Raw genomic sequence first — 24,176 nt, 5'->3', positions numbered from 1 at the left:
TAATGGTACCCCTCATGAAACACAAATCCTTTCATGAAAAGTAGAAAATACAATTATATTATGAATTCGCACACTTTTTTGAGAAACATTTCTCAATATACCCAACTCCATTTCACAACGGCACCCGTGAATGACATAACGTAAAAGCCCCGTAAAATATAAACATGGGCATCACTCTCTTTACACTTAATAAAAGTGCAAGCCGCTATTATTATACTATTGACGAACTATTAATATTGTACTCCCCCTTAACACTTAAGATCATTTCTAAAAAGTATTTTAACTGATACACCAACCTCGCATGCAATAGTCAATAACATCATTTTACGAAACAACATCAAGCATATAAACTAAAGAGTATCATATCTTCATAAATACTCTGCATATGCAAATAATTCACAATCAAACAAAAAACAATATTTCCTTAAGGATAGATTTACGCAATATAACAACACCATGAGCCCAAAACAGCACTGATAGATCTAGAAAAAATCTTTATGTTTCCCTAAAAATTTATCATGATACAATGGCGTTTTTATAATGCACATCGTAAATAGCTTTAAAAAGAAGAAAAGTTATAAATCTAAAAGGGGAATACTTCATGAATAATCAAACAACTTTAGATCCACATGATACAAGGAAACGTATTTTTGCTATTATATCCAGTGCATCCGGTAATCTGGTAGAATGGTACGACTTTTACGCTTACTCCTTTGCATCGGTTTATTTCGCTTCGCAATTCTTTCCTGAAGATGAAGATATCGTTACACAATTGTTAAAAACGGCAGGAATCTTTTTTATTGGCTTTCTTATGCGTCCAATTGGAGCATGGCTCTTTGGGTTTATTGCTGATCGTTATGGACGTAAACGCTCAATGCTTATTTCTGTTTTTATGATGTGTGGGGGCTCTTTTCTCATTGCCATACTTCCCACTTACAAAACTTTGGGAATAACAGCAGCATTCCTTCTCCTTTTTGTCCGTATGTTTCAAGGGCTTTCCGTTGGCGGTGAATATGGTACAGCCGCAACGTATATGAGTGAAGTTGCGCCCAAAAATCGTCGTGGTCTCTTTGCTTCTTTTCAATATGCAACAACGATCTCAGGTCAACTTCTGGCAAGTTTTATAATATTTATTTTAGCCATTTACCTTAACGAGGATCAGTTAAAAGCATGGGGATGGCGTATTCCCTTTGTCATTGGTGGCTTTGGAGCAATCGTTGCAATTTATCTGCGTAGCTTGCTTCATGAAACAACAACCCTCAAAAGCCGCTCTGAACAACACGCTGGTAGTCTTAAAGAACTTTTTCGTAATCATAAAAAAGCGTTCTTTTTGGTTGTTGGCTTTACAGCTGGCGGATCACTCACATTTTATACATACACCACTTATATGCAAAAATATCTGATCACAACCACTGGCTTTGATAAACAAACCGCAACAACAATAATGACTGCCGCCCTCTTTGTTTTTGTGTTACTCCAACCGCTTTTTGGTTCGCTAGCCGATAAAATTGGAGCAAGAGCTTCACTCATCAGTTGGGGTGTATTATCCATTATCTGCACCATTCCTGTACTTAAAATGATCGGGAATGCCCATAATCCATGGACAGCACTCTTAATCATTATTGGAATACTCTGTGTTATGAGTTTTTATACGTCCATTGCTGGTATCATAAAAGCAGAATTGTTCCCTGCTTCAATCCGAGCAATTGGTGTTGGCTTTGCTTTTGCCATTGGCAACGCACTGTTTGGCGGTTCTGCTGAATATGTAGCGCTTGGATTAAAAAATATGGGATACGAATCTGTTTTCTTTTTTTACATCGTTGGTATGATGGTCATTGCACTCATCTCTATTCTTCTTATGCCTGATATAGATAAAGGAGGATATCTCGATAAAGACGATAGACTTCATTAAACTTATTTTCTGGATAAAAAAAGCCCAAGAAATTGGGCTTTTTTTTGATCTCCTCTCCACCCTAGTAAAGAACGAAAACCCGCCCCGCATTCGTCTTACAAACAACTCAGTTTCTCTTAAATTATCTATAGTTACTACCCTCTTTATGTAATTTACTTGATAAGATTCTATGGGCAAGCCCTCCCCTAAATACTTATCATGATATCTGAAAAACACCTCATACGGAAAACCTTATCTGAATCCTCCCCCCCCTAAAAAATAATGTATTATGGCGCAAAACGATAAGTAAGGACTTAAAAGTCCCATTTTATACTATTTAACCCTTATGAAATAACTTAATTTTTTCTATTACTTCTTGTAAAATCCATATATTTTATAACATCAAATTATCATTAAAGTAATTAATATAGTATTATTATAATAAAATTTGAAGATATACTTATATACTTTTCAATGTATATTTGTCATATAAACACAATTAAAATTAATATGATAATTTTTTCTAATAAAAAAGTAAAAGTCTTAAAAATAATAACAATATAACTCCAATAAATCATCTTAAAGAATTTCTCTAAGAAATTATCATGATACAATTGGATTTTTCTGGAAATCATAAAAAATTATGTTTAGAAATTATATTTAGAAATAAATATATGGACTATAAATCCAAAAGGGGAACAATTCATGGAAAATGAAACAATTTCAGCATCACAGGATGCAAGAAAACGTGTTTTTGCTATTATAGCAAGCGCATCAGGAAATCTCGTAGAGTGGTATGATTTTTACGTTTACTCATTTGCATCAATTTATTTTGCATCACAATTCTTTCCCTCCGATGGTGATACGATTACGCCACTGTTAAAAACCGCGGGTGTGTTTTTTATTGGCTTTCTTATGCGCCCTATTGGAGCTTGGTTTTTAGGATTTATCGCCGATCGTTATGGACGTAAACGCTCGATGCTTATATCCATTTTTATGATGTGTGGTGGCTCTTTTTTCATCGCCATACTTCCCACCTATGAAACCTTAGGAATAACATCAGCAATCCTTTTACTTTTAGCTCGGATGATGCAAGGACTTTCAGCGGGTGGTGAATATGGTACAGCAGCCACTTATATGAGCGAAGTTGCTCTCAAAAAACATCGAGGGCTTTTTGCTTCTTTCCAATCAGCCACCCTTATTACAGGTCAACTTCTTGCCAGCTTCATTATATTTATTCTAGCATCTTATCTCTCTGAAGATCAGTTAAAAGCATGGGGATGGCGCATTCCTTTTGTGATTGGTGGTTTCGGGGCAGTGATTGCGATTTATCTGCGTCGTTCTCTCCACGAAACAACCACGAAAGAAAGCCGCTCTCACAAACACTCTGGCAGTCTTAAGGAACTTCTCACCAAGCATACAAAAGCCGTTGTCGTAATTGCATGCTTTGCATCAGGAGGATCACTCACATTTTACACCTTTACGACTTATATGCAAAAATATCTGATCACAACCACCGGCTTTGATAAACATACCGCAACAACGATTATGACAGCTGTACTATTTATTTTCATCCTATTCCAACCCATAGCTGGTATCATAGCCGATAAAATTGGAACAAAAACTTTACTTATCATTTGGAGTATACTCTCTGTCATCTTTACATTTCCTGGACTCTGGATAATCGGTAATACGCATAGTCTATGGGTTGCCTTATCGGTCATTATTGGCTTGCTCTTCATTATGAGCATGTATACATCCATCTCTGGTGTCGTAAAATCAGCAATGTTTCCCTCTTCAATACGTGGATTAGGCGTTAGTATCTCTCATGCCATTGGTAACGCTTTATTTGGTGGTTCTGCTGAATACGTTGCGCTTGGATTAAAAAAGTACGGTCATGAATCACTCTTTTATTTTTATATAACCGTCGTGATGATCATGGCATTCATTGCTCTTCTCTTTGTCCCGAGTATGCGTAAAGGGGGATACCTCCAAGAAGATGAAAAACATTAACCCTTTTTATAAACGAAAAAAGCCCAAGAGATTGGGCTTTTTTATCATTATCGCAAATTTAATATTGTTTAAATTTTATGAAGTGCATTAAGGTGCTTAGCAACTAGATAATAAAAAGTCAGTCGACTTTTTCTACGCTCTCCAGACATCATCTCAGCCACTTTTGAAACGGCCATTTTAGCACTCTGTTCATCAGCTTCTAAAACATCTTGAACCCATTTTTCAACACGTTCTAACTCTTTTGGATCCGATGTAGCAACAAGCGCTGCATCCTGCTTTTTCATCACTAAAGCTAAACGACGGCTAAGTCGTTCTACTGCTGCTTCATCGGGATTTGAATCATATAGTTTAATATCTGCTAAATTATTTGTCATTTTGCATCATCTCCTCTCCAAAAATGAGCGGACTATAATTTACAGCCGCATCATATAGCTCTATAAATAATTAGAGGATTAAAAATATTAACAACCCCCCTTTTCCTAAGACTGTTCTTCATCTATATTTAAAAGGCTGGTTTACCAGCTATGGTAATAAATGGACGGTGAAATAAACCTATTGGACCCGGGGGCGGTACCCGGCGCCTCCACCAAAATATAAGAAAGCAAAGTTATATTTTGGTGGGGGCGAAATAGGATCGACAAGGGTGTAAAGATCGCTCTTTTACTCGGCATTGTACCACCGTTATCGGGCTAAATGAGTAGTTGCAAATGACAACTATGCGGAAGCACGTCTCGCCGCTTAAGGTGGTGTGAATGTTTCAAATTGAGTCTTAAACCGTCGCAGGTTTAAGCGGGGTTCGGAGGCACCTGGCAACAGAAGCCTTCACTTTTTAAATGTTGTTGATTGATCTTTCAGACATTATCAGACATTATTTACCATAGAGTTTCGTATTTATTCGATTTATTGAGGTGCATCGTAGAAAAAATCTGCTAATTTAAAATATATTCTATCACACAATATCAATACGCCCCATTCTGCTACGTGAAATAAAAGGAATAAACTTCGATGGTTAAAGATCAAATCCGTTACGATATTCTCGTTCAGGATGCACTTCGTGGAGTTATCCGTAAAGTTTTATCGGAAGTTGCCAAAGCAGGTCTTCCGGGAAATCATCATTTTTTTATAACTTTTTTGACAAATGCCCCAGGCGTTAAAATTTCTCCTCGGCTAAAAAATCGCTATCCCGAGCAAATGACAATCGTCTTACAACATCAATTTAGAGATCTCAGTGTTTCAGAAACAGCTTTCGAAGTAACCCTCTCTTTCAGGGAAATAACCGAAAAGCTCGTGATTCCTTTTACTTCCATTCAAGTCTTTTATGATCCTGTAGCAGCATTTGAAGCAGCATTTGATCTGCCCTCAAATCTGACCTCTGGAGAAAGTGAACATTCAGAAAATACCTCAACTACACCCATTACCTTATCAAACAAACAAAAAAAAGAAAATACGCTTACAAAAGAACAAAATCTCAGTACAAATATAGAACCTTCAAATAACGATGCAAAACAAAATCAAAGTGCTGATGTTGTCTCTTTAGATTCCTTTCGGAAAAAATAATTTTTCTCATGACTGAATTGATTAATCTTCGCCAATTTCGAAAACAAAAAAAACGTACAGAAAAATCTCTTTGTGCTGAGCAAAATCGTTATCGTTTTGGACGAACAAAAACTGAAAAACTTTTTGAGCAACAAAAATCTTTAAAAACGCAAAAATTTCTTGATCAAAATCGTTTACGAAACGACGAATAAAGGTGGAAAAATGCACGAAAATAATTCTATCGATTGGTCAAAAGTCATTCCACGAAAGATATCTGTTCGCGTTGATGGACACGCAACAAGCGTTTCTTTAGAACCACCATTTTTAGATATTCTAAAAGATATAGCCCGCAAAAAAGGACAATCTTTAGCCTTTATTATTACCGATATTGATAGCAAAAGACCACAACAAGTAAATCTTTCGGCCTCGTTACGCGTTTATGCCCTTCAAAGCGTTCTCACCCAACGCCTTTAATGTTTGTGCTTATTTTTTTACGTTCTCTTTCTGTCTGTTCAACTGAAACTGTTGTGACTTTTTAAGAGAAGTTTTTTTAATCTAGAACTTCAATGAAAAAAAGACTACAAAAGAGATACAATGAGTAATTTTTCTGATCACACCATACCTTTCTTTGAAGAAGATTCCCCTCCAGACCATGATAAGGAAAATTCTGGGTTTTCTTCCCCTGTCCTAAAAGAAAAAAAATCATATAATACAAACTATTTAGAACAGCTCAATCCAGAACAGCAACAAGCTGTTATGAATACTGAGGGGCCTCTTTTAGTTCTTGCAGGTGCTGGTACTGGAAAAACACGCGTTTTAACAACCCGTATTTCTCACATTCTGCGCTCTGGACTCGCCTCACCTCAACAAATACTTGCTGTCACTTTCACTAACAAAGCAGCCCGTGAAATGAAAACACGTATTGGTGAACTTATTGGAGAAGTTGTTGAAGGTATGCCTTGGCTTGGAACCTTTCATTCCACTGGAGCTAAAATTTTACGCCGTCACGCAGAGCTTGTTGATTTAAAAAGAAACTTTACAATTCTCGATAGCGATGATGTTCTTCGACTTTTAAAACAACTTATTCAAGCTGAAGGATTAGACGATAAGCGTTGGCCCGCACGAAACCTTGCCATGATGATTGATTCTTGGAAAAATCAAGGACTTTCACCAACACATATCTCAAAAAGTGATGCTCATTCCTTTGGTAACGGCATGGGACGTGAACTTTATCACAGTTATCAAAATCGATTAAAAGATCTTAATGCTTGTGATTTTGGTGACCTTCTACTTCATTCTATCTCTATCTTCCAACATAATCCAGATATTCTTCGCGAATATCATTCTCAATTTCGTTATATTCTTGTCGATGAATATCAGGATACAAATACAGCACAATATCTTTGGCTTCGCCTTTTGGCCCAACATCCTAAAGGTCAACATGTTAATCTTTGTTGTGTTGGCGATGATGATCAATCCATTTATGGATGGCGTGGTGCAAAAGTCGAAAACATATTACGTTTTGAAAAAGATTTTCCTTCTGCTAAAATTATTCGTCTAGAACGCAATTATCGCTCAACATCCCATATTCTTAAAACCGCCTCCCATCTCATTGCTCATAACGAAGAAAGACTGGGAAAAGTCCTTTTTTCTGCTCAAATAAAGAGTGAGGAAGAAAAGGTAAAAATTCATTCAGCATGGGATTCGGCAGAAGAAGCACGAGCAATCGGAGAAGAGATCGAACGCGCACAACAAACCGGTCATGCATTAAATCATATGGCTATATTGGTACGCGCATCATTTCAAATGCGTGAATTTGAAGATCGCTTTGTAACACTTGGCCTTAATTATCGCGTCATTGGTGGTCCTCGTTTTTATGAGCGAATGGAAATACGTGATGCCATGGCTTATTTACGCGTTGTTGTCCAACCTACTGATGATTTAGCTTTTGAGCGTGTTATTAATACACCAAAACGCGGCATAGGAGATGCAACCCTGCGCATTCTTTATGAGAGTGCACGTGCACGTGCTGTTCCTCTCTTTTCTGCTGCCGCAGACATCATTGAAACAGATGAATTAAAGCCTAAGGCACGCAGTGCGTTACGAATCCTTATTGAAAACTTCCGCCGCTGGCAAAATATGCTTCAAGACACTCCTCATAGAGAACTTGCCGAGATCATCCTTGATGATTCTGGTTATACAAACATGTGGTTAGAAGATCGCTCACCAGAGGCTCCTACAAGACTAGAAAATCTTAAAGAAATGATTCGTTCCATGGAACAATTTGAAAATCTTCAAAGTTTTTTGGAACATGTTGCACTCGTTATGGAAACGGAAAATAATGAAAATATGGATGCAGTCAACATCATGACCCTTCATTCAGCCAAAGGACTTGAATTTGAAACAGTTTTTCTTCCAGGTTGGGAAGAAGGACTCTTTCCCCACCAGCGCTCATTAGATGAAGGTGGACGTTCAGGATTAGAAGAAGAACGGCGTCTTGCTTACGTAGGTCTAACAAGAGCAAAAAAACATTTGCATATATGGTTTGTATCGAATCGAAGAATTCATGGACTTTGGCAACCTGCTCTCCCCTCCCGTTTTTTAGATGAATTACCAGCAGAACATATAGAAGTTGTAGAAATGGAAACATCCTATGGTGGTTATGGAAAATCTTCCTTTCAACATCACGATTCCTTTTATAATGACTATGCAACACCAAGACAAAAGCGTGCACAAAAAAACAAAAATATTGAAGGGAAAGTTATCTCTCAATCACTCTCTCATGCACCATCAGATTTTTCTGTCAATGATCGGATTTTTCACATAAAATTTGGTTATGGTCATATTACAGCAATAGACGATCATAAATTGACAATAATGTTCGAAAAAGCCGGAGAAAAGCGTGTACTAGATAATTTTGTAAACAAAGCTTAATTACAAGCAAACCACGATCAGTTTTTTCAAGAAACCACTTTATTTTATTCTGAATGTCATTTCCATTTGCGAACAAAGGCTTCAATGGGCAAATTTTGCATATCAGGCAATGCGTTGTGAATTTTATCAAGCGGCCAATCCCACCAAGCCATATCTAAAAGGCATTCTATCACATGATTGGGAAAACGCATTCGCAACCGTTTAGCAGGCACCCCAACGACAATCGTATAAGGCAAAACATCTTTCGTTATAACAGCGTTCGCGCCAATGATAGCGCCATGACCAATTGTCACCCCAGGCATAATAACCGCACCATGTCCAATCCACACATCATGCCCAATAATAACACGTTTTGCACAACGCCTTTCACGAAAACCACTATCTAATGCCATATAACGAAAATATTCGTTTGGACGATAGGTTATTTTATGCGTTGAAACGCGCTCCATAGGATGCTCCAACGCATTCATTCGTACATGAGATGCAATAGAACAAAAACGCCCAATATCGCTATAAATAGCCTCACTGTTACGTTCTAAATAAGAAAAATCTCCAATGGTTACATCACGCAAAACTACCCGCTCATTAATTTCCACATAGCGCCCTAATTTGCAACCATGCAGCTGTGCTGTCGTATGGATACGAGGTTTACTTTCATGAAATCGAAGATCGTTTTCAATATTCATTCTTACCTTCCATCAATTGCTTCATCAATAAATATGGAAAGACATACCAACCAAACCAATAAAATCAACCATGAAACAAACATTGCAAAACAAACCTGCCGATGTTACAATTTCTTGATCTATCTAAGAGAGTCAAACTATGAAAAATGTACTCCGCATTTTAGGGCTAACAGTTATATTTCTTACGGGGATTTTTATTTATGATGCATTTATAAATAAGCCTTTAGGTGATAACTTTACGCTCACTGATTCAAATGGAAAAACGATTACCGAAGCTGATATTCGAAGCCAGCCTTCAATAATTTTTTTCGGCTTCACTATGTGTCCTGAAATCTGCCCTACCACACTGATGAATCTTGATCGATGGCTTACAGCACTTGGACCTGAAGCTGATAAGTTAGGAGTATGGTTTGTGACTGTTGACCCCGAACGTGATACACCAGAAGTACTCCATAATTATCTCAGCAATTTTAACAATAAAATCGTTGGTATCAGTGGAGATCCTGATAAAGTTCATAAAATGGTCAATTCTTTCAACATCGTTGCTGAAAAAGTCACTGAAACAGATGAAAGCTATACTTATAACCATACGGCAGCAATTTTTTTACTCAAAAAAGGTGGAAAATTAGCTGGCGTTATCCGTTATGACACGAAAGAAAGAGATAGCGAATTAAAAGATGAAATCGCCATTGAACGGCTAAAAAAACTCATATCAAACTAAAAAAGCCAATCAAAAGAAAGAACAGCATGTCGCAACAAATTCGCTTCTATTATACTGCTTTTAAAAGTGAAGCAGAGCAATTTTATACCCTTATAGAAAGAGCTTTTGATGAAGAAGGATATCCTCTTGCTCTTATAGAGATAGATGAACAAAATGCTATATATGAGCTTTCTCTATATGTTGATCAAGACAATCAAGAAGACGCATTGAAACGTTTTGCAAGCGTTCTTTCTATAGATTCTGATAAAATTAATATGGAAGTTTTACCCAATATTGATTGGGTACAAAAAAGTCTAGAAGGACTAAAACCTGTACATGCTGGTCCTTTTTTCCTTCATGGAAGTCACAACAGAAACGCCATTCCAGCTAATGTTCTCCCTATTGAAATTGAAGCAAATCAAGCCTTTGGAACAGGACATCATGGGACAACAGCTGGTTGTTTGGAAATGATTGCCAAAGTAATGAAACACGAAAATCCACAAAATGCCCTTGATCTTGGAACTGGTAGTGGAGTCTTAGCCATTGGCATAGCAATGCTCAAGCCCATTAGTATTCTCGCCTCCGATATTGATCCTATTGCTATTCAAGTTGCACAACATAATATCGAGCTTAATGGCGTAAAAGAGTATATTACAGCTGTTACAGCAACAAGTTTTACCCATGAACACATTACAACACGTGCGCCTTTTGATCTCATTGTTGCCAATATTCTTGCCAATCCTCTCATTGAACTTGCGCAAGAAATGGTAAAAGCCCTTAAAAAAGGGGGATCACTTATACTCTCTGGAATTCTTGAAGAGCAACACGCCTACGTTTTAGATACTTATATAAAACAAGGACTCAAGCATATCGAAACATACCACCGTCAAGGATGGGTAACGATACATCTGAAATAAAATAAAAGGACGTTGTTATGTATCAATCTTTTGAGGCAACAACAAATCCCACGCATGCTGCAAAACGCATTGCCTCCCTTCGTAAAGAACTTGATCGCCTTGGGCTCGATGGTTTTCTTGTTCCACGGTGCGATGAACATCAAGGAGAGTACGTCCCTCCTCATGCTCAACGCCTTAGCTGGTTAACCGGCTTTACTGGATCAGCTGGGATTGCACTGATTTTAAAAAACAAAGCCATCATATTTACAGATGGGCGATATAAGCTCCAAGTTCGCCAACAAACTGATCCTGATATTTTTAATTATGAAGATCTCATAACTTGTCCTCCCTCACAATGGCTTGAAAAAAATGGTCAAAAACTTTCTATTGGCTTTGATCCATGGCTCCACACGATTGCTGCCACCGATGCATTGAGAAACGCATTAGAAATGAAAGCAGGTGGAAAACTTATAGAAGTTCAACATAATCCCATTGATCTGCTCTGGCATAATCAACCAAAATTACCACAATCTGCCTTATCAATTCATCCTCTCAAATATGCTGGGTGCGATACAGATGAAAAGTTGGCATTGATTTGCAGATATATACAAAAAGCAAATGCAGATGCCTTTATTTTTACAGACCCCTCTTCCATTGCATGGACATTCAATATACGGGGCAATGATGTTTCCAACACGCCTTTTTCCCTTTGTTTTGCTCTCATTCCACTTAACGAAACACCAGCTTTATTCATTGACCGCAAAAAACTTGGTGGAGAACAGAAACAATATCTAGAACGTTATGCAAAATTATATGAACCAGAACAGCTTATTCCCAAGATCAAAGAGTATATTCAAAAAGGGACAGTGTTTGCCTTAGATCCACAGCTAACATGCGAAAAATTACGAACTGTTATTGAAGAAAAAAATAGCTCTTTTATCACACTTACCGATCCTGCGGCTCTACCACGTGCCATTAAAAATGACACAGAACTCAATGGCACACGCAAAGCACACCTACGCGATGGTGTTGCCCTAACCCGTTTTTTTTCTTGGTTAGATAAACAAATACCAGGGTCAATAAGTGAAATTTCTGCTGCTCAAAAATTAGAAGAATTTCGCATAAATACAGCAAACGAAATGGGAGAAAAACTTAAAGATCTTTCTTTTGATACAATCTCAGCCGCAGGGGCAAATGGTGCCATTATTCATTATCGTGTAACAACGCAAACAAATAAACCACTCAATGCTGGTGAACTTTACCTCGTTGATTCAGGTGGACAATATCGTGATGGCACGACTGATGTCACACGCACAGTAGCAATTGGGAATATTGGAGAAGAAGAAAAACGCTGTTTTACGCTTGTCCTCAAAGGCATGATTGCTCTTTCAACTGCAAGATTTCCAAAAAGCACACGCGGACAAGACATTGATGCTCTTGCACGCATTGCATTGTGGAAAGCTGGTTTTGATTATGCCCATGGCACCGGTCATGGTGTTGGATCTTATCTTTCTGTCCATGAAGGACCGCAAAATATTTCTCGCAAAGGGTGCCAAGAACTCATCTCCGGTATGATTCTTTCAAACGAGCCAGGCTATTACCGCGAAGGCGCTTTTGGTATCCGTCTTGAAAATTTGATGATTGTGAAGCCAGCACAAAAAATTGATGGTGGAGATATAGAAATGCTCTCGTTCGAAACACTCACACATTGCCCCATCGATCGACGGTTAATCCTTCCAGAGCTTTTGACACAAGAAGAACGACAATGGCTCAATGATTACCATGCGCGGGTTTATCAGATGAATGCGCCTTACTTAAATGAAGAAGATAAAAAATGGGCAAAAGAAGCAACAATGCCCCTTTAAATGAAGCAACGTATAACTTTTACTCTTTCTACAAAACATTACACCCTTCTCTTTTAAAGAGAGAAGTGCGAATTTACCATCAGCAAACACAAAAAATGCTTCTATGAAATACTTCAAGTTTTTTTGCAGATACGACAAAAGCCTTCCAAAATTGAAACAGAACGGGATACACTCGCAAAAGATAATGCTTATCAATTATCCTCCACCATCTCCACATGAGTTATAGCCTTATTCTTCTATATAGAAATTTTCATTATATTTTGTAATCCTCCGCGTCGCATTTCTAAAACGCCCATTATAACCAACTTATTACGCCGTTTAGATTCAAAAATTCTGCATATTTATTTACAATTTTTACCTTGCTTCACAGTAATAATTTATATCTTTTACTAATAATAACCTTGCATATTCTTCATCATAATAGTTTAAGTTTAATATTTAAGTTCAATGTTAATTATTTTAAATAACGTAATAAATATCAAAATATATGGCGCTCTGTTTTTGCAAAATAAACAGCCCCTATTATCCCCCTTTTTGATTTCATCCCCCCAAAAAATGTAAGAGCGATAATCATACAAATAGCATACGATCTTCTAGAAAACATCCTCTAAACATTATGTTTCTCAATCAACTGTAGCCAAGCCTCTTCATCGATAACCTCAACACCTAATTCTTCAGCTTTAGCCAATTTGGAGCCCGCTCCAGGTCCTGCAACAAGAAGATCTGTTTTTTTAGAAAGTGAACCAGATGTTTTGGCCCCTAATCGCTCTGCCAATGCTTTTGCTTCATCACGTGACATATGTGCTAAAGTTCCCGTAAAAACAATGATCTTCTCCGCTATTGGTGAAGAAGCTATCATGATAGGTGCCTCATCAAGAGGTGTTACTTCTTCAAGCAAAACAGACAAAACTTCACGGTTATGCGCTTCTCTATAAAAATCAACAATTGCGCCCCCTACCTGTGGTCCAATTCCTTCAATATTGGTAAGTTCCATCCAAGCTTCATTGCCTTCTTTGTTTTCCTGCTCACATGGCATAAATGCTTCCATAGCCGCCGTTTCAAAAGCTGTATAATTTTGATATGCTCGTGCAAGGCGGCGTGCATTCACCTCTCCAACATGACGAATCCCCAATGCAAACAAAAAACGGCTTAAAGGAATTTCGCGGCGTGCATTAATGGCATCATACAGTTTCCGCACTGAAACAGTACCAAAACCTTCCATATTTTCTAAACGGATCAAAGACTTTTCTTGGCGCCGTTCTAAAGTAAAGATATCAACTGGTGTATGAATACAAAGCGCCTCATCTTGAGCATGGAAAAAAAATTCTACCTGCTTTTTACCCAAGCCTTCAATATCAAACGCATTGCGTGAAACAAAATGACGAATACGTTCAATCGCTTGTGCAGGACAAATAAGCCCACCGGTGCACCGACGCACCGCTTCTCCTTCTTCGCGAACAGCATGACTCCCACAAGCGGGACACAGATGAGGAAAAACAAAAGCAGAAGCATCTTTTGGACGTTTTGCAGCAACAACATCAACAATTTGAGGGATTACATCACCAGCGCGTTGTACAATCACGGTATCGCCTACACGGATATCACGGCCTTCACGAATGGGCTCTCCTTTATGGCCAATTCCCTTAATATAATCCTCATTATGCAAACTGGCATTGGTCACCACCACCCCACCAACAGTAATAGGTGTAAGGCGTGCAACAGGCGTCAAAGCTCCCGTACGACCGACCTGAATATCAATATCTTCCAAAAGCGCCATTGCTTTTTCTGCTGGAAATTTATGGGCTATTGCCCAACGCGGCGAACGAGAAACAAATCCCAAACGCTTTTGGAGCATCAAATCATTAACCTTATAAACAATGCCATCAATGTCATAGCTTAAAGAATGACGGCGTTCTTCTATATCACGATAATAGAAAATAATTTCTTCTACTCTCTTAAAGACTTTTATTAATGGATTGATAACAAAGCCATATTCTTTTAGCTTTTTCATCATCTCTATTTGACTTTCTGCAAATACTTCACTCACTTCACCACAAGCATAAGCAAAAAATTGAAGCTTTCTGCTGGCGGTTATCCGTGAATCAAGCTGACGGAGCGAACCAGCCGCTGCATTTCGAGGATTGGCGAAGGTTAACTTTCCCTTCTCTTGTTGGCTTATATTAAGAGCTTGGAAATCTTCCCGTCCCATATAAACTTCGCCGCGAACCTCGATTACCTCAGGAAAATCACCTTGCAAAACTTGTGGAATATCAGCAATTGTTCGAGCATTTGCCGTCACATTTTCACCGACAGTTCCATCCCCACGCGTTGCCGCACGCACAAGCCGCCCCTTTTCGTAGCGCAAAGACAAAGATAAACCATCAATTTTTGGCTCCGCTGTTATTTCCAACACTTGTGTTTCTGGAAGACGTAAAAAACGACGAATACGCTCAATAAATTCAGTAACATCTTCAGAGCTAAACGCATTATCAAGTGAAAGCATAGGCTGTACATGAACAGACTTTTCAAACTTTTCAGAAATTGGTGCCCCAATTTTATGTGAAGGAGAATCAACACGAATAAGCTCTGGAAAAAGAGCTTCAATTTCTGCATTACGGCGGCGCAACGCATCGTATTCTGCATCAGAAATTTCAGGCTGATCATCACGATTATAAAGCACATCATGACGTGCAATTTCTTTTGCCAACCACTCTAATTCACTTTCTGCTTCAACAGCTGAGAGATTTTTAACTGCATCTTTGTTCATAAAATCTATTCCAAATTACGAGTTACTGCCATAAGGACTTCCACGCTTCCTCATAAAGTGAATCGCAAATAAAAATAAGCTTTCCAGTATTTTTATCACTGGCTAATTACCTTTATGCGAGAAGCTTTTGAGCCGCTGCACGCGCTTCTTCAGTAATCTGTTCTCCTGCCAACATACGAGCAATTTCTTCTGCACGTTCATGCTCTTCCATTTTATGAATAGCAGTAACAAAGCGTCCTTTATCATGACTCTCAATTTTCGAAATAAGAAAATGACCATGCGCTTTCGATGCAACCTGTGGTGCATGCGTAATAGCAAAAACCTGAACACGTTCTGATAAGCGTTGCAACCGTTGTCCAATAGCCGCTGCAACAGCCCCCCCAACACCTGTATCAATTTCATCAAAGATCAGCGTCGGTGCTGATCCTCGATCAGACAAAACAACTTTTAATGCCAACAAAAAACGAGACAATTCACCGCCAGAAGCCACACTAAGCATCGGTCCAGCTCGTGTTCCAGGATTTGTTCGCACCCAATATTCAATACGATCACATCCCTCAGCACTCCGCTTTTCCACATCACTTTGCATTTCAACAATAAACTCGGCCCTCTCTAACTTCAATGCCGGCAACTCAGCCATAACACTTTCAGATAAATGCTTTGCTGTCTCCCGACGCTTTATTGTTAAGGCTTGCGCTAACATATCATAATTTTTCTTTGCCTGCTTTGCCTCATCTTCAAAACGTGTCAATATAGTCTGAGCCTCTTCAAAATCAGCGAGTTCTGCGTCCATTTTATCGCGTAACTGAATCAATTCATCCGCAGAAACTTGATATTTACGAGCAAAACCCCGAAGAGAAAAAAGACGCTCTTCTATCCGTTCCAATTCATCAGGTTCAAAATCTAATGCTCGTATTGCCGTCTCAATACCTTCTTGTGCTGTTGCAAGTGCATGCAATGCCTCATCAATAGATTTCACCACTGGTGCAATAAGTTCTTGCGCCTCAGGAATTTTCCGCTCCAAACGCCTCACCAAATTAGAAAGCACTGGGATTGGTGATTTTTGACCCGTTAAAAGATCATCCGCTTCTTTAATATCTGTCGCTATTTTTTCTAATTTAAGCATATCAGCACGACGAAGAGAAAGAGCTTCCTCTTCACCAACTTTAAAATCAAGCTTTTCAAGCTCTTCTACACACGCACGAAGATAATCAACCTCCCGTACAGCACTCTCTACTTTAAGACGCTGCCGTTGCAAACGCTCCTCAAATTCACGCCATGTGTGATAACACTGACGCAAATTTTCCACTTCATCTTCATGACCACCAAAGGCATCTAATAATTGGCGATGTGTAGCAACATCAACAAGCGCACGATCATCATGTTGTCCGTGGATTTCAACCAACAAACGGCCAACACTCCGCATCAATGCAACACTAGACACCTGATCATTGATAAAAACACGGCTACGTCCATCACTTGATTGCACACGTCGTAAAATAATATCACCCTCATCATCAAGACCATTCTCACGAATAAGTTGACGTGCAGGATGTGAAACAGACACATCAAAAACAGCTGTAACCTGCCCGCGGTCAACCCCATGACGCACAAGCGAAGCATCACCCCGCCCCCCTAGAGCAAGTGATAAAGCATCAAGGAGAATAGACTTCCCCGCACCCGTTTCTCCAGTTAAAACCGTCAACCCCGCTGTAAAATGAATATCGAGCGTTTCGATCAAAACAATATTATGAATCGAAAGCTGTACCAACATAGAGAATCAACGTACCCTCTTCTTATCACCACCTAAAGCATTTGAGATCCAAGAAGATTTATGCTCACGTGGCGATATTTTATTCTTCTGCAAGAGATTATAAGAAAATTTATACCACTCACTTTTGGGATAATTACGTCCTAAAATAGCTGCTGCCGTCTGTGCTTCTGCCGTTAAGCCGAGAGCTAAGTTAACTTCCGTTAAGCGGAAAAGTGCTTCTTCAATTTGATTTGTATCAGAATACTCTTCAACCACGGTACGAAACCGTCTACTTGCCGCAAGATAGCGCCGCCCCTCTTCATAATAGCGGCCAATCTGCATTTCTTTACCAGCTAGCTGTTCGCGACCAAAACGGATTTTATCCTTAGCATCCTTGACATACTCAGAATTAGGATAACGCTCTATAAGAAGCTGCATAGCAGCAATAGCACGTTTCGTGTCACGTTGATCACGCGTAACATCAGGAATCCGACGGAAAGAAGAAAGACCAATAATATAGTACGCATAAGCCGAGTCAGTCGACCCTGGATAAAGCGTAATATAGCGTTGAGCCATACTAATTGAATCATCATACTTTCCGAGTCGATAATTAGTAAAAGCACCCATCACAAGAGATTTGCGCCCCCAATCTGTATAAGCGTACTGTTTTTCAATCTTCAAAAACTTTTTCGATGCGTCCCCAAGCCGCCCACTTTCAAGGCTAGCAAGCGCTTGATTATAGAGAACATCTGGCGGCTCTATTTTCAAAACATAAGCAGATGGATCAAGGGTCTTTTTCTCTTTAAAGAGGCATCCCGCTAACATACAAGTGCTTCCCAAAAGCACCACCCCCAATATCTTGCGTACAATGTTAGATTTTCTATATGTCATATTTCCAATGCACACATGAGATTTTTTCATATTTTTTCCGGCCTCCACAGAATATCACCTTGTAGCAAAAACAATTTATCAAAGGTTTTATACCATATCACTATAAAATCCACATAACCAATTTAGCAGTTCAGGTCAATCATCCCCTTAAAAATCAAATAAATAATAAAAAAATCTTGTCAATTTTTTTACTCTTTCTCTAAAAAGCTTTTTTCGTAATATGATTCGTCTGCCAAAACAGCCTTCACCAATTGCGCATTAATTCTATGCCCACTACAATAAGAACGAAATAATCCAATAAAAGGTGCACCAAGCAAAGCAGTATCACCAATCGCATCAAGCATCTTGTGCCGAACACATTCATTCTCCCAATAAGGACCATCGGGATTTAAAATTTTATCATTAAGGTCGATAACAAGAGAATTTTCCAAAGAAGCACCTCTCGCCTTTCCAGAAAGCCTTAATTCTTCCACGTCTTTGATAAAACCAAAAGTGCGCGCACGTGACAAATCATCCCTAAACCCTCGTGTGGTAAGATCAAAACTGAAATGTTGCTTACCAATAGCAGAAGAAGGAAAAGAGATCGTTATATCAAAACGACGTCCATTAAATGGCAAAAGCTCTGCAACACCATGAGCTCCTTCAACCCGCAACGGCTTTTTTATAATGAAATAAGAACGCAAGGCATTTTGCTGTACAATACCAACATCTTCAAAAGCTTGGCAATATAGCCATGCTGAACCATCCAAAATAGGAATCTCATTATGTGACACTTCAATAATAAGATTATCCAAATTATAAGCAGCAATTGCTGCCATCAAATGTTCAATTGTTTCAACCCTTACATCTCCATCTCCAAGTACTGTTGATAATTCAGTTTTTCCTGTTTGCGATGCATGGGCTTGAAATATTTTCTCTGTTCCGTCTAATCCACAACGCTTAAAAACAATACCGCACCCAACATCCGCTGGACAAACCTTTACCACTGACAAACAGCCACTATGAACGCCAATCCCCTTAAATGTTACTGCTTTTTTAAGAGTAGACTGATATTTTGGTACTAAACTCATCATATCATTTTATTAAATTGCTTGTACATCTTTTAACAAAATTTATAAAACTATAAAAAATATTCATAGTAAATAATAAAAAAAAACCGCTTATTGTAAGCGGTTTTTTTTAAACAAAGTATTTTATTCAAAAAACAGTAATATATTTTAATGTATAATTTTTGACTGAGCATTAAAGAAATAATAAAATTTCTTACTTTACCTCATTTTTCATCAATTAATTTGCCTGACGACGTAAAAATGCTGGTATTTCCAACTGATCTTCTTCACTTATAAAAGTACGCTGATCTTGTGGTACCTGAGGATGCAGCTCACCAGAACGACGTGGAACATAAACAGAAGCATCTTGAGAAAGCACCTGAGAGTTTTTATTGTAAACATGAGACTCTTTCTGCTGAGACGATCTAACAGCAGGCTCCAACCTCGCTTCTGGCTCAGCTTCTTCACGATGTGTCAAGCTCTGTTTCAAACGCTGCCAAAGATTACGAGGACCTTGATCAGTCACAAATGTTCTTTGGCTTTGTCCATGAGCAACAGGAGGAAAATCCTTTAACTCAGGCATACGCATTGGAGCGCGCGCTTGCATTTGTTTTGGTTGCACTGGCTTTTCTGTTTGCTTCACAACCCCTGTCATCTCATCAAGAACATGCGCTGTTGCCTCCATACTCACGGGAGCCGCCATCGCTTGTTGAGAACCGCGGCTTACTTGCATACGAGGCACATTTAATTTCTGTTCCTGAACAGCATTTGAGCCATACGCAACAGCACTCGTCGCACTTCGTGTCGTCATTGCTTCTACAGGATGTGCAAAAATTTGACTTTTGGGACGGAACTGTTCTCCGGTTGATTTACCCTTCTCTATTTCAAGTGATTCGATCACTTCTACCATTGACTCAGAACGCAGAGGCGATGATTGAACATGAAAAGAACTGTGTGACGTTCCAGGATCGCTCTTGCGTATTGAAGAAGCAGGCCTTTGAATCTGAGGATGAGAGGACTGAACCACATCACTAACTTCACGATCGATACCGGTCGCAACCACAGAAACACGAATAACACCTTCCAATGACTCATCATCAATAGCGCCAAAAATCACATTCGCATCAGCGTCCACTTCTTCACGAATACGATTAGCAGCTTCATCAACCTCAAAGAGAGTCATATCACGACCACCCGTAATAGAAATCAGTAAACCACGCGCCCCACGCATAGAAGTATCATCCAACAATGGGTTCGCAATAGCAGCTTCAGCAGCAGCCAAAGCACGCCCATCACCAGATGCCTCACCGGTTCCCATCATGGCTCGACCCATTTCGTGCATAACAGAACGAACATCAGCAAAATCAAGGTTAATCAAACCCTCTTTAATCATCAAATCCGTAATGGAAGCAACACCAGAATAAAGCACTTGGTCAGCCATAGCAAAAGCATCAGCAAATGTTGTCTTATCATTTGCAATACGGAAAAGATTTTGATTGGGAATAACAATCAATGTATCGACAGACTTTTGTAATTCTTCAATACCAGCCTCTGCCGTTTTCATACGACGTGCCCCTTCAAACTGAAATGGCTTTGTCACCACACCAACGGTCAAAATACCTTTTTCACGCGCTGCGCGAGCAACAACGGGAGCAGCTCCTGTTCCAGTTCCTCCCCCCATACCAGCAGTAATGAAAACCATATGAGAGTCTGCAAGATGATCAATAATTTCATCAATACATTCCTCCGCCGCCGCTTGCCCAACTTCCGGTAAAGCACCAGCACCCAAACCTTCTGTCACAGCTGCCCCAAGTTGGATAACACGTTCAGCCTTTGACATAGCCAAAGCCTGTGCATCCGTATTTGCAACAACAAAGTCAACTCCCTGAAGACCAGCATTTATCATATTATTCACGGCATTCCCGCCACCACCTCCAACACCAAAAACGGTAATGCGTGGCTTCAATTCCGCGATATCTGGCCGATGCAGATTAATCGTCATTTTCTTTTCCTTCTCATAAGACACCGCAAGCCAAAGCGATGAAATTTATCCAACTAGACTTAACTAAAAACTCTCACGCAACCACTGACCAACACGCTGAAAATACCCACGCGTGCCCATCGATAAATGATTTCCTGCCGCCTGCATTGTTTTTTCTTCAAAACCCACCAATTGCGGATAAATTAACAACCCAACAGCAGATGTAAACGCCGCCCCTTTTGCAAGAGAAGGAAGCCTCGAAATACCTAAAGGCCGCCCGATACGAACATTTCTTCCTAATATAGTACGTGCCATTTCTGGCAATCCTGTTAACTGGCTTGCTCCCCCAGTCAAAATAACACGTTTACCAATGATGTGACCAAAACCAGAACGATTTAAACAATCACGGACCATTTCTAAAATTTCTTCAACACGCGCACGAATGATACGCCCAAGAACTGCGCGAGGATATTGAGTTTCACGCTGTTCACTCCCAATTTCTGCTACATTAATCATTTGCCGCTCATCAGCACTTGTTAAAAGTGCTGAACCATAAACAACTTTTAAACGTTCCGCCTCTGTTAAAGACATAGAAAATCCGCGCGCAACATCAAGAGTGACATGATGCCCCCCAACAGCAAGAGCATCTGCATGAATAAATTTCCCCTCAAAAAACACTGAAAATGTTGTTGTTCCACCACCAAAATCAATACATGCAGCCCCTAAACGCGCCTCATCATTCATCAAAACAGCAAGACCACTTGCAAAGGGAGTAGCAACCATTGCTTCAACACTCAAATGTGCACGATTAATACAAGTTTCTAAATTACGCAAAGATGCTGTTTCTGCTGTTACCACATGCACGTCAACACCAAATGTTTCCCCTGCCATGCCAATAGGATCAGAAATTCCTTTATCTCCATCCAATACATAAGAAACTGGAACTGAGTGCATAACATGACGTTCAGCATCAAAGGCTTTGCGCGAAACATCTGAAAAGGCCATACGCATATCACGCTTGGTGACTTCACGACCATTCAAATGGACCTTTCCATTAATCAAAGCACTTTGTAATCGACTTGAGGAAAAATTCACAATCACTGAATCCACCACCAAACCCGCCATTTTTTCTGCCGCATCAACAGCCAAGCGTATTGATTGCTCTGCTGCAAACATATCCATCACAACACCAGATTTAATACCACGTGAACGCTGCACACCAAAACCTAGAATTTCCGTAGAATGTGTACGACCATGTAAATAGTGCGCATGCTTCAAAGGACGCAAACAAGCAATAAGACAAACAATCTTACTTGAACCGACATCAAGTACCGTTAAAAAACGTGTTTTACGCCCCTTCAAATGATGTGATCTGAGTAGCATCATAGGCTTCCTGCCTTTCGCGCTTTTAAAATACGTTCTTCTTCTGCTACAGTAGTATGATAACGCTCCAACGTTTCATCTGATAAAGAAACAGTAATTCGATCAGCAAGACGTAAATCAACACTGAGAATATCGCGAGATAAAAGATCTTGCATTGTACCGGACGAAAAAAGAGAAAAAAGCCTTTCAAGAGCACCATTTTCAGGCAACATAACGCGCATTCCATTATTCAAAACAAGATCCCAACGCCGATCACCTACCCACACAAAAGCACGAATACGATCATATACTTCCGGATAGACTGACAGCGCTTGAATAAACACTTTAGCAGCATTTTGTGCACCCTGCCCAACCACAAGAGGTAAATCCCGAACAATTTCCCCTTTAAAAGGCACAATGACACGACCTGTATTATCAACAATATCCATTATGCCATCATGTTGCCAAATGGCATAGGGTTCACGCTCCACGATGGAAATGCGCATTCTATTGGGATAAATTTTCTGAACATTAGCCGATTGCACCCAAGGCTGCTTTTCCAACAGAGAACGCGCTCTTTCAACATCAAAAGTGAATATAGAAGGCGCAACATCAAGTTTTAAAATTTTAAAAATATCCTGCTTTGCCAAGCGCTTATTACCGCTTATATCAACATGAGTGACCACAAAACTACTATCCAATATGATCGTGTTTACGATCACAGCCATCTGACCACTTGATGAAAGCCCATAAAAAGCCGTAACAAAGAAAAACCACACAACAGCAAAAGAGCCAAAATGGCGTGGAATATGAATATTGACAAAAACAAACTCAAACATAAACCGAAGAAAACGACGATAAAGACGTGGCAAAGCCGGCACTGAAAGCACCTCCATCGGAATATTCGTTTTATTAATACTCAACGCATGCATGATGCGTCCTCCACTATCCATTGAACAATATCGCCATAAGTACGACCGCTCACTTTTGCAATATCAGGAAGAAGAGACGTCGATGTCATACCGGGTTGCGTATTAATTTCAAGCCAAACCAATTCTCCTGTTTTCTCATCAAAACGAAAATCAGAACGGCTAACACCTCGACACCCTATCGCCTGATGGGCTGCTAAAGACATTCTTTGCACACTTTGGTAAATATTTAGTGAAAGTTGTGCAGGACAAATGTGAAGAGAACCACCCGTTTTATATTTTGAATCATAATCGTAGAATGGAAAGTGTTTATCGGGAAGAATTTCACACACATCCAGCACTTCGTTCCCCAAAACAGCACAAGTCAATTCACGACCAGGAATATATTTTTCAATCATTACCTCATCCGCATATCCCCACTCAGCTCCCCCAATATTATGCGGCGGTGCAGCTTCATTTCCTTGAACAATGACAACACCAAAACTTGATCCTTCACACACAGGTTTAATTACATAAGGAGGCTCCATGGGATGTGTTCGACCCAAAGCAAAGCGGCTCATGATACGAGAAGGAGCAACACAAACCCCAACATTTGCAACGATAATTTTTGCACGTCCCTTATCCATTGCCAAAGCAGATGCCATCACGCCAGAATGAGTATAAGGAATTTTTAAATATTCAAGAATCCCTTGAATCCGGCCATCTTCACCAAATGGACCATGCAATGCATTGAAGGCAATATCAGGCTGCAACTGTTCAAGAACAGAAGCAATATGAGCGTCAACATCCACGCGGCTCACGCGATACCCCTGCACCTCTAGAACATCAGCACAAGCCGCCCCTGAAGATAAACTTACAGACCGTTCAGAAGAAAAACCTCCCATTAATACAGCTATATGTTTATCTTTCATAATAAATCACCC

The 24,176-nt window shown here is 39.5% G+C and carries 19 protein-coding genes and 1 other RNA gene; 10 read left to right on the top strand and 10 right to left on the bottom strand.

Annotation, left to right across the window (positions count from 1 at the left end; genetic code table 11):
* The first annotated feature begins 601 nt into the window (after positions 1-601).
* Together ACFIM8_RS05730 and ACFIM8_RS05725 are read left to right on the top strand one after the other, a co-directional pair.
* Positions 602-1,912 (top strand): MFS family transporter, encoded by a 1,311-nt coding sequence (locus ACFIM8_RS05730; RefSeq protein ID WP_375606986.1) that lies wholly within the window; start codon positions 602-604, stop codon positions 1,910-1,912.
* A gap of 684 nt (positions 1,913-2,596) precedes the next feature.
* The gene (locus tag ACFIM8_RS05725) at positions 2,597-3,904 is read left to right on the top strand and encodes an MFS transporter (RefSeq protein ID WP_375606985.1); all 1,308 of its coding nucleotides are present in this window, start codon (positions 2,597-2,599) and stop codon (positions 3,902-3,904) included.
* 68 nt (positions 3,905-3,972) lie between these two features.
* Here ACFIM8_RS05725 and ACFIM8_RS05720 read toward each other — a convergent pair whose 3' ends face one another.
* Positions 3,973-4,278 carry a DUF2853 family protein gene (locus ACFIM8_RS05720; protein WP_375606984.1) on the bottom strand — a complete coding sequence of 102 codons (306 nt, stop codon included), beginning with the start codon at positions 4,276-4,278 and terminating at the stop codon, positions 3,973-3,975.
* A gap of 96 nt (positions 4,279-4,374) precedes the next feature.
* Between ACFIM8_RS05720 and ssrA the strand changes: the two genes are divergently transcribed.
* The 5 genes from ssrA to ACFIM8_RS05695 all read left to right on the top strand — a co-directional run bounded on the left by ssrA (position 4,375) and on the right by ACFIM8_RS05695 (position 8,374).
* Positions 4,375-4,731, top strand: a transfer-messenger RNA (tmRNA) gene (ssrA, locus tag ACFIM8_RS05715).
* Between the two features lie 178 nt (positions 4,732-4,909).
* Positions 4,910-5,461: an SspB family protein gene (locus ACFIM8_RS05710; protein WP_375606983.1), complete on the top strand. Its 552-nt coding sequence runs from the start codon at positions 4,910-4,912 to the stop codon at positions 5,459-5,461.
* Between the two features lie 8 nt (positions 5,462-5,469).
* Positions 5,470-5,652, top strand: a complete 183-nt coding sequence (locus ACFIM8_RS05705; protein WP_375606982.1) for a DUF4169 family protein — start codon at positions 5,470-5,472, stop codon at positions 5,650-5,652.
* A gap of 10 nt (positions 5,653-5,662) precedes the next feature.
* Positions 5,663-5,914, top strand: a complete 252-nt coding sequence (locus ACFIM8_RS05700) for a ribbon-helix-helix domain-containing protein (protein ID WP_273788067.1) — start codon at positions 5,663-5,665, stop codon at positions 5,912-5,914.
* Positions 5,915-6,034: 120 nt separating this feature from the next.
* Entirely contained in the window at positions 6,035-8,374 is a 2,340-nt protein-coding gene (locus ACFIM8_RS05695; RefSeq protein ID WP_375606981.1) for an ATP-dependent helicase, read from the top strand.
* A gap of 56 nt (positions 8,375-8,430) precedes the next feature.
* On the opposite strand, the gene ACFIM8_RS05690 is transcribed toward ACFIM8_RS05695, so the two are convergent.
* Entirely contained in the window at positions 8,431-9,060 is a 630-nt protein-coding gene (locus ACFIM8_RS05690) for a DapH/DapD/GlmU-related protein (protein ID WP_375609273.1), read from the bottom strand.
* Positions 9,061-9,199: 139 nt separating this feature from the next.
* On the opposite strand from ACFIM8_RS05690, the gene ACFIM8_RS05685 reads away from it, so the two are divergent.
* Genes ACFIM8_RS05685 through ACFIM8_RS05675 form a run of 3 tightly spaced genes read left to right on the top strand, consistent with a single transcriptional unit; the run spans position 9,200 to position 12,521 of the window.
* A complete protein-coding gene (locus ACFIM8_RS05685; protein WP_375614616.1) occupies positions 9,200-9,781 on the top strand; it encodes an SCO family protein in 582 nt (193 codons plus the stop codon).
* A gap of 26 nt (positions 9,782-9,807) precedes the next feature.
* The gene (locus tag ACFIM8_RS05680) at positions 9,808-10,677 is read left to right on the top strand and encodes a 50S ribosomal protein L11 methyltransferase (RefSeq protein WP_375606978.1); all 870 of its coding nucleotides are present in this window, start codon (positions 9,808-9,810) and stop codon (positions 10,675-10,677) included.
* Between the two features lie 17 nt (positions 10,678-10,694).
* Entirely contained in the window at positions 10,695-12,521 is a 1,827-nt protein-coding gene (locus ACFIM8_RS05675; protein ID WP_375614615.1) for an aminopeptidase P family protein, read from the top strand.
* Between the two features lie 607 nt (positions 12,522-13,128).
* Here ACFIM8_RS05675 and ligA read toward each other — a convergent pair.
* The 8 genes from ligA to ACFIM8_RS05635 all read right to left on the bottom strand — a co-directional run bounded on the left by ligA (position 13,129) and on the right by ACFIM8_RS05635 (position 24,164).
* A complete protein-coding gene (gene ligA / locus ACFIM8_RS05670) occupies positions 13,129-15,288 on the bottom strand; it encodes an NAD-dependent DNA ligase LigA (RefSeq protein WP_375614614.1) in 2,160 nt (719 codons plus the stop codon).
* Positions 15,289-15,400: 112 nt separating this feature from the next.
* Positions 15,401-17,062, bottom strand: coding sequence for a DNA repair protein RecN (recN, locus tag ACFIM8_RS05665; protein ID WP_375614613.1), 1,662 nt, complete (start codon positions 17,060-17,062; stop codon positions 15,401-15,403).
* 6 nt (positions 17,063-17,068) lie between these two features.
* A complete protein-coding gene (locus tag ACFIM8_RS05660; RefSeq protein ID WP_273790773.1) occupies positions 17,069-17,962 on the bottom strand; it encodes an outer membrane protein assembly factor BamD in 894 nt (297 codons plus the stop codon).
* Between the two features lie 158 nt (positions 17,963-18,120).
* Entirely contained in the window at positions 18,121-19,005 is an 885-nt protein-coding gene (gene lpxC, locus ACFIM8_RS05655) for a UDP-3-O-acyl-N-acetylglucosamine deacetylase (protein ID WP_375606974.1), read from the bottom strand.
* A gap of 214 nt (positions 19,006-19,219) precedes the next feature.
* Complete coding sequence (gene ftsZ / locus ACFIM8_RS05650) at positions 19,220-20,983, bottom strand: cell division protein FtsZ (RefSeq protein ID WP_375614612.1); 1,764 nt, start codon at positions 20,981-20,983, stop codon at positions 19,220-19,222.
* A gap of 63 nt (positions 20,984-21,046) precedes the next feature.
* Positions 21,047-22,348 (bottom strand): cell division protein FtsA, encoded by a 1,302-nt coding sequence (gene ftsA, locus ACFIM8_RS05645; protein ID WP_375606972.1) that lies wholly within the window; start codon positions 22,346-22,348, stop codon positions 21,047-21,049.
* Positions 22,345-23,256, bottom strand: coding sequence for a cell division protein FtsQ/DivIB (locus ACFIM8_RS05640; protein ID WP_375607007.1), 912 nt, complete (start codon positions 23,254-23,256; stop codon positions 22,345-22,347). Before ACFIM8_RS05640 ends, ftsA begins: the two co-directional genes overlap by 4 nt.
* Complete coding sequence (locus ACFIM8_RS05635; protein WP_375606971.1) at positions 23,244-24,164, bottom strand: D-alanine--D-alanine ligase; 921 nt, start codon at positions 24,162-24,164, stop codon at positions 23,244-23,246. Before ACFIM8_RS05635 ends, ACFIM8_RS05640 begins: the two co-directional genes overlap by 13 nt.
* Positions 24,165-24,176 lie beyond the last annotated feature (12 nt).

The organism is Bartonella sp. AC535YNZD (assembly GCF_042196625.1).
Lineage (GTDB): Bacteria > Pseudomonadota > Alphaproteobacteria > Rhizobiales > Rhizobiaceae > Bartonella.
This window is presented reverse-complemented; position numbering and strand designations above follow the sequence as displayed.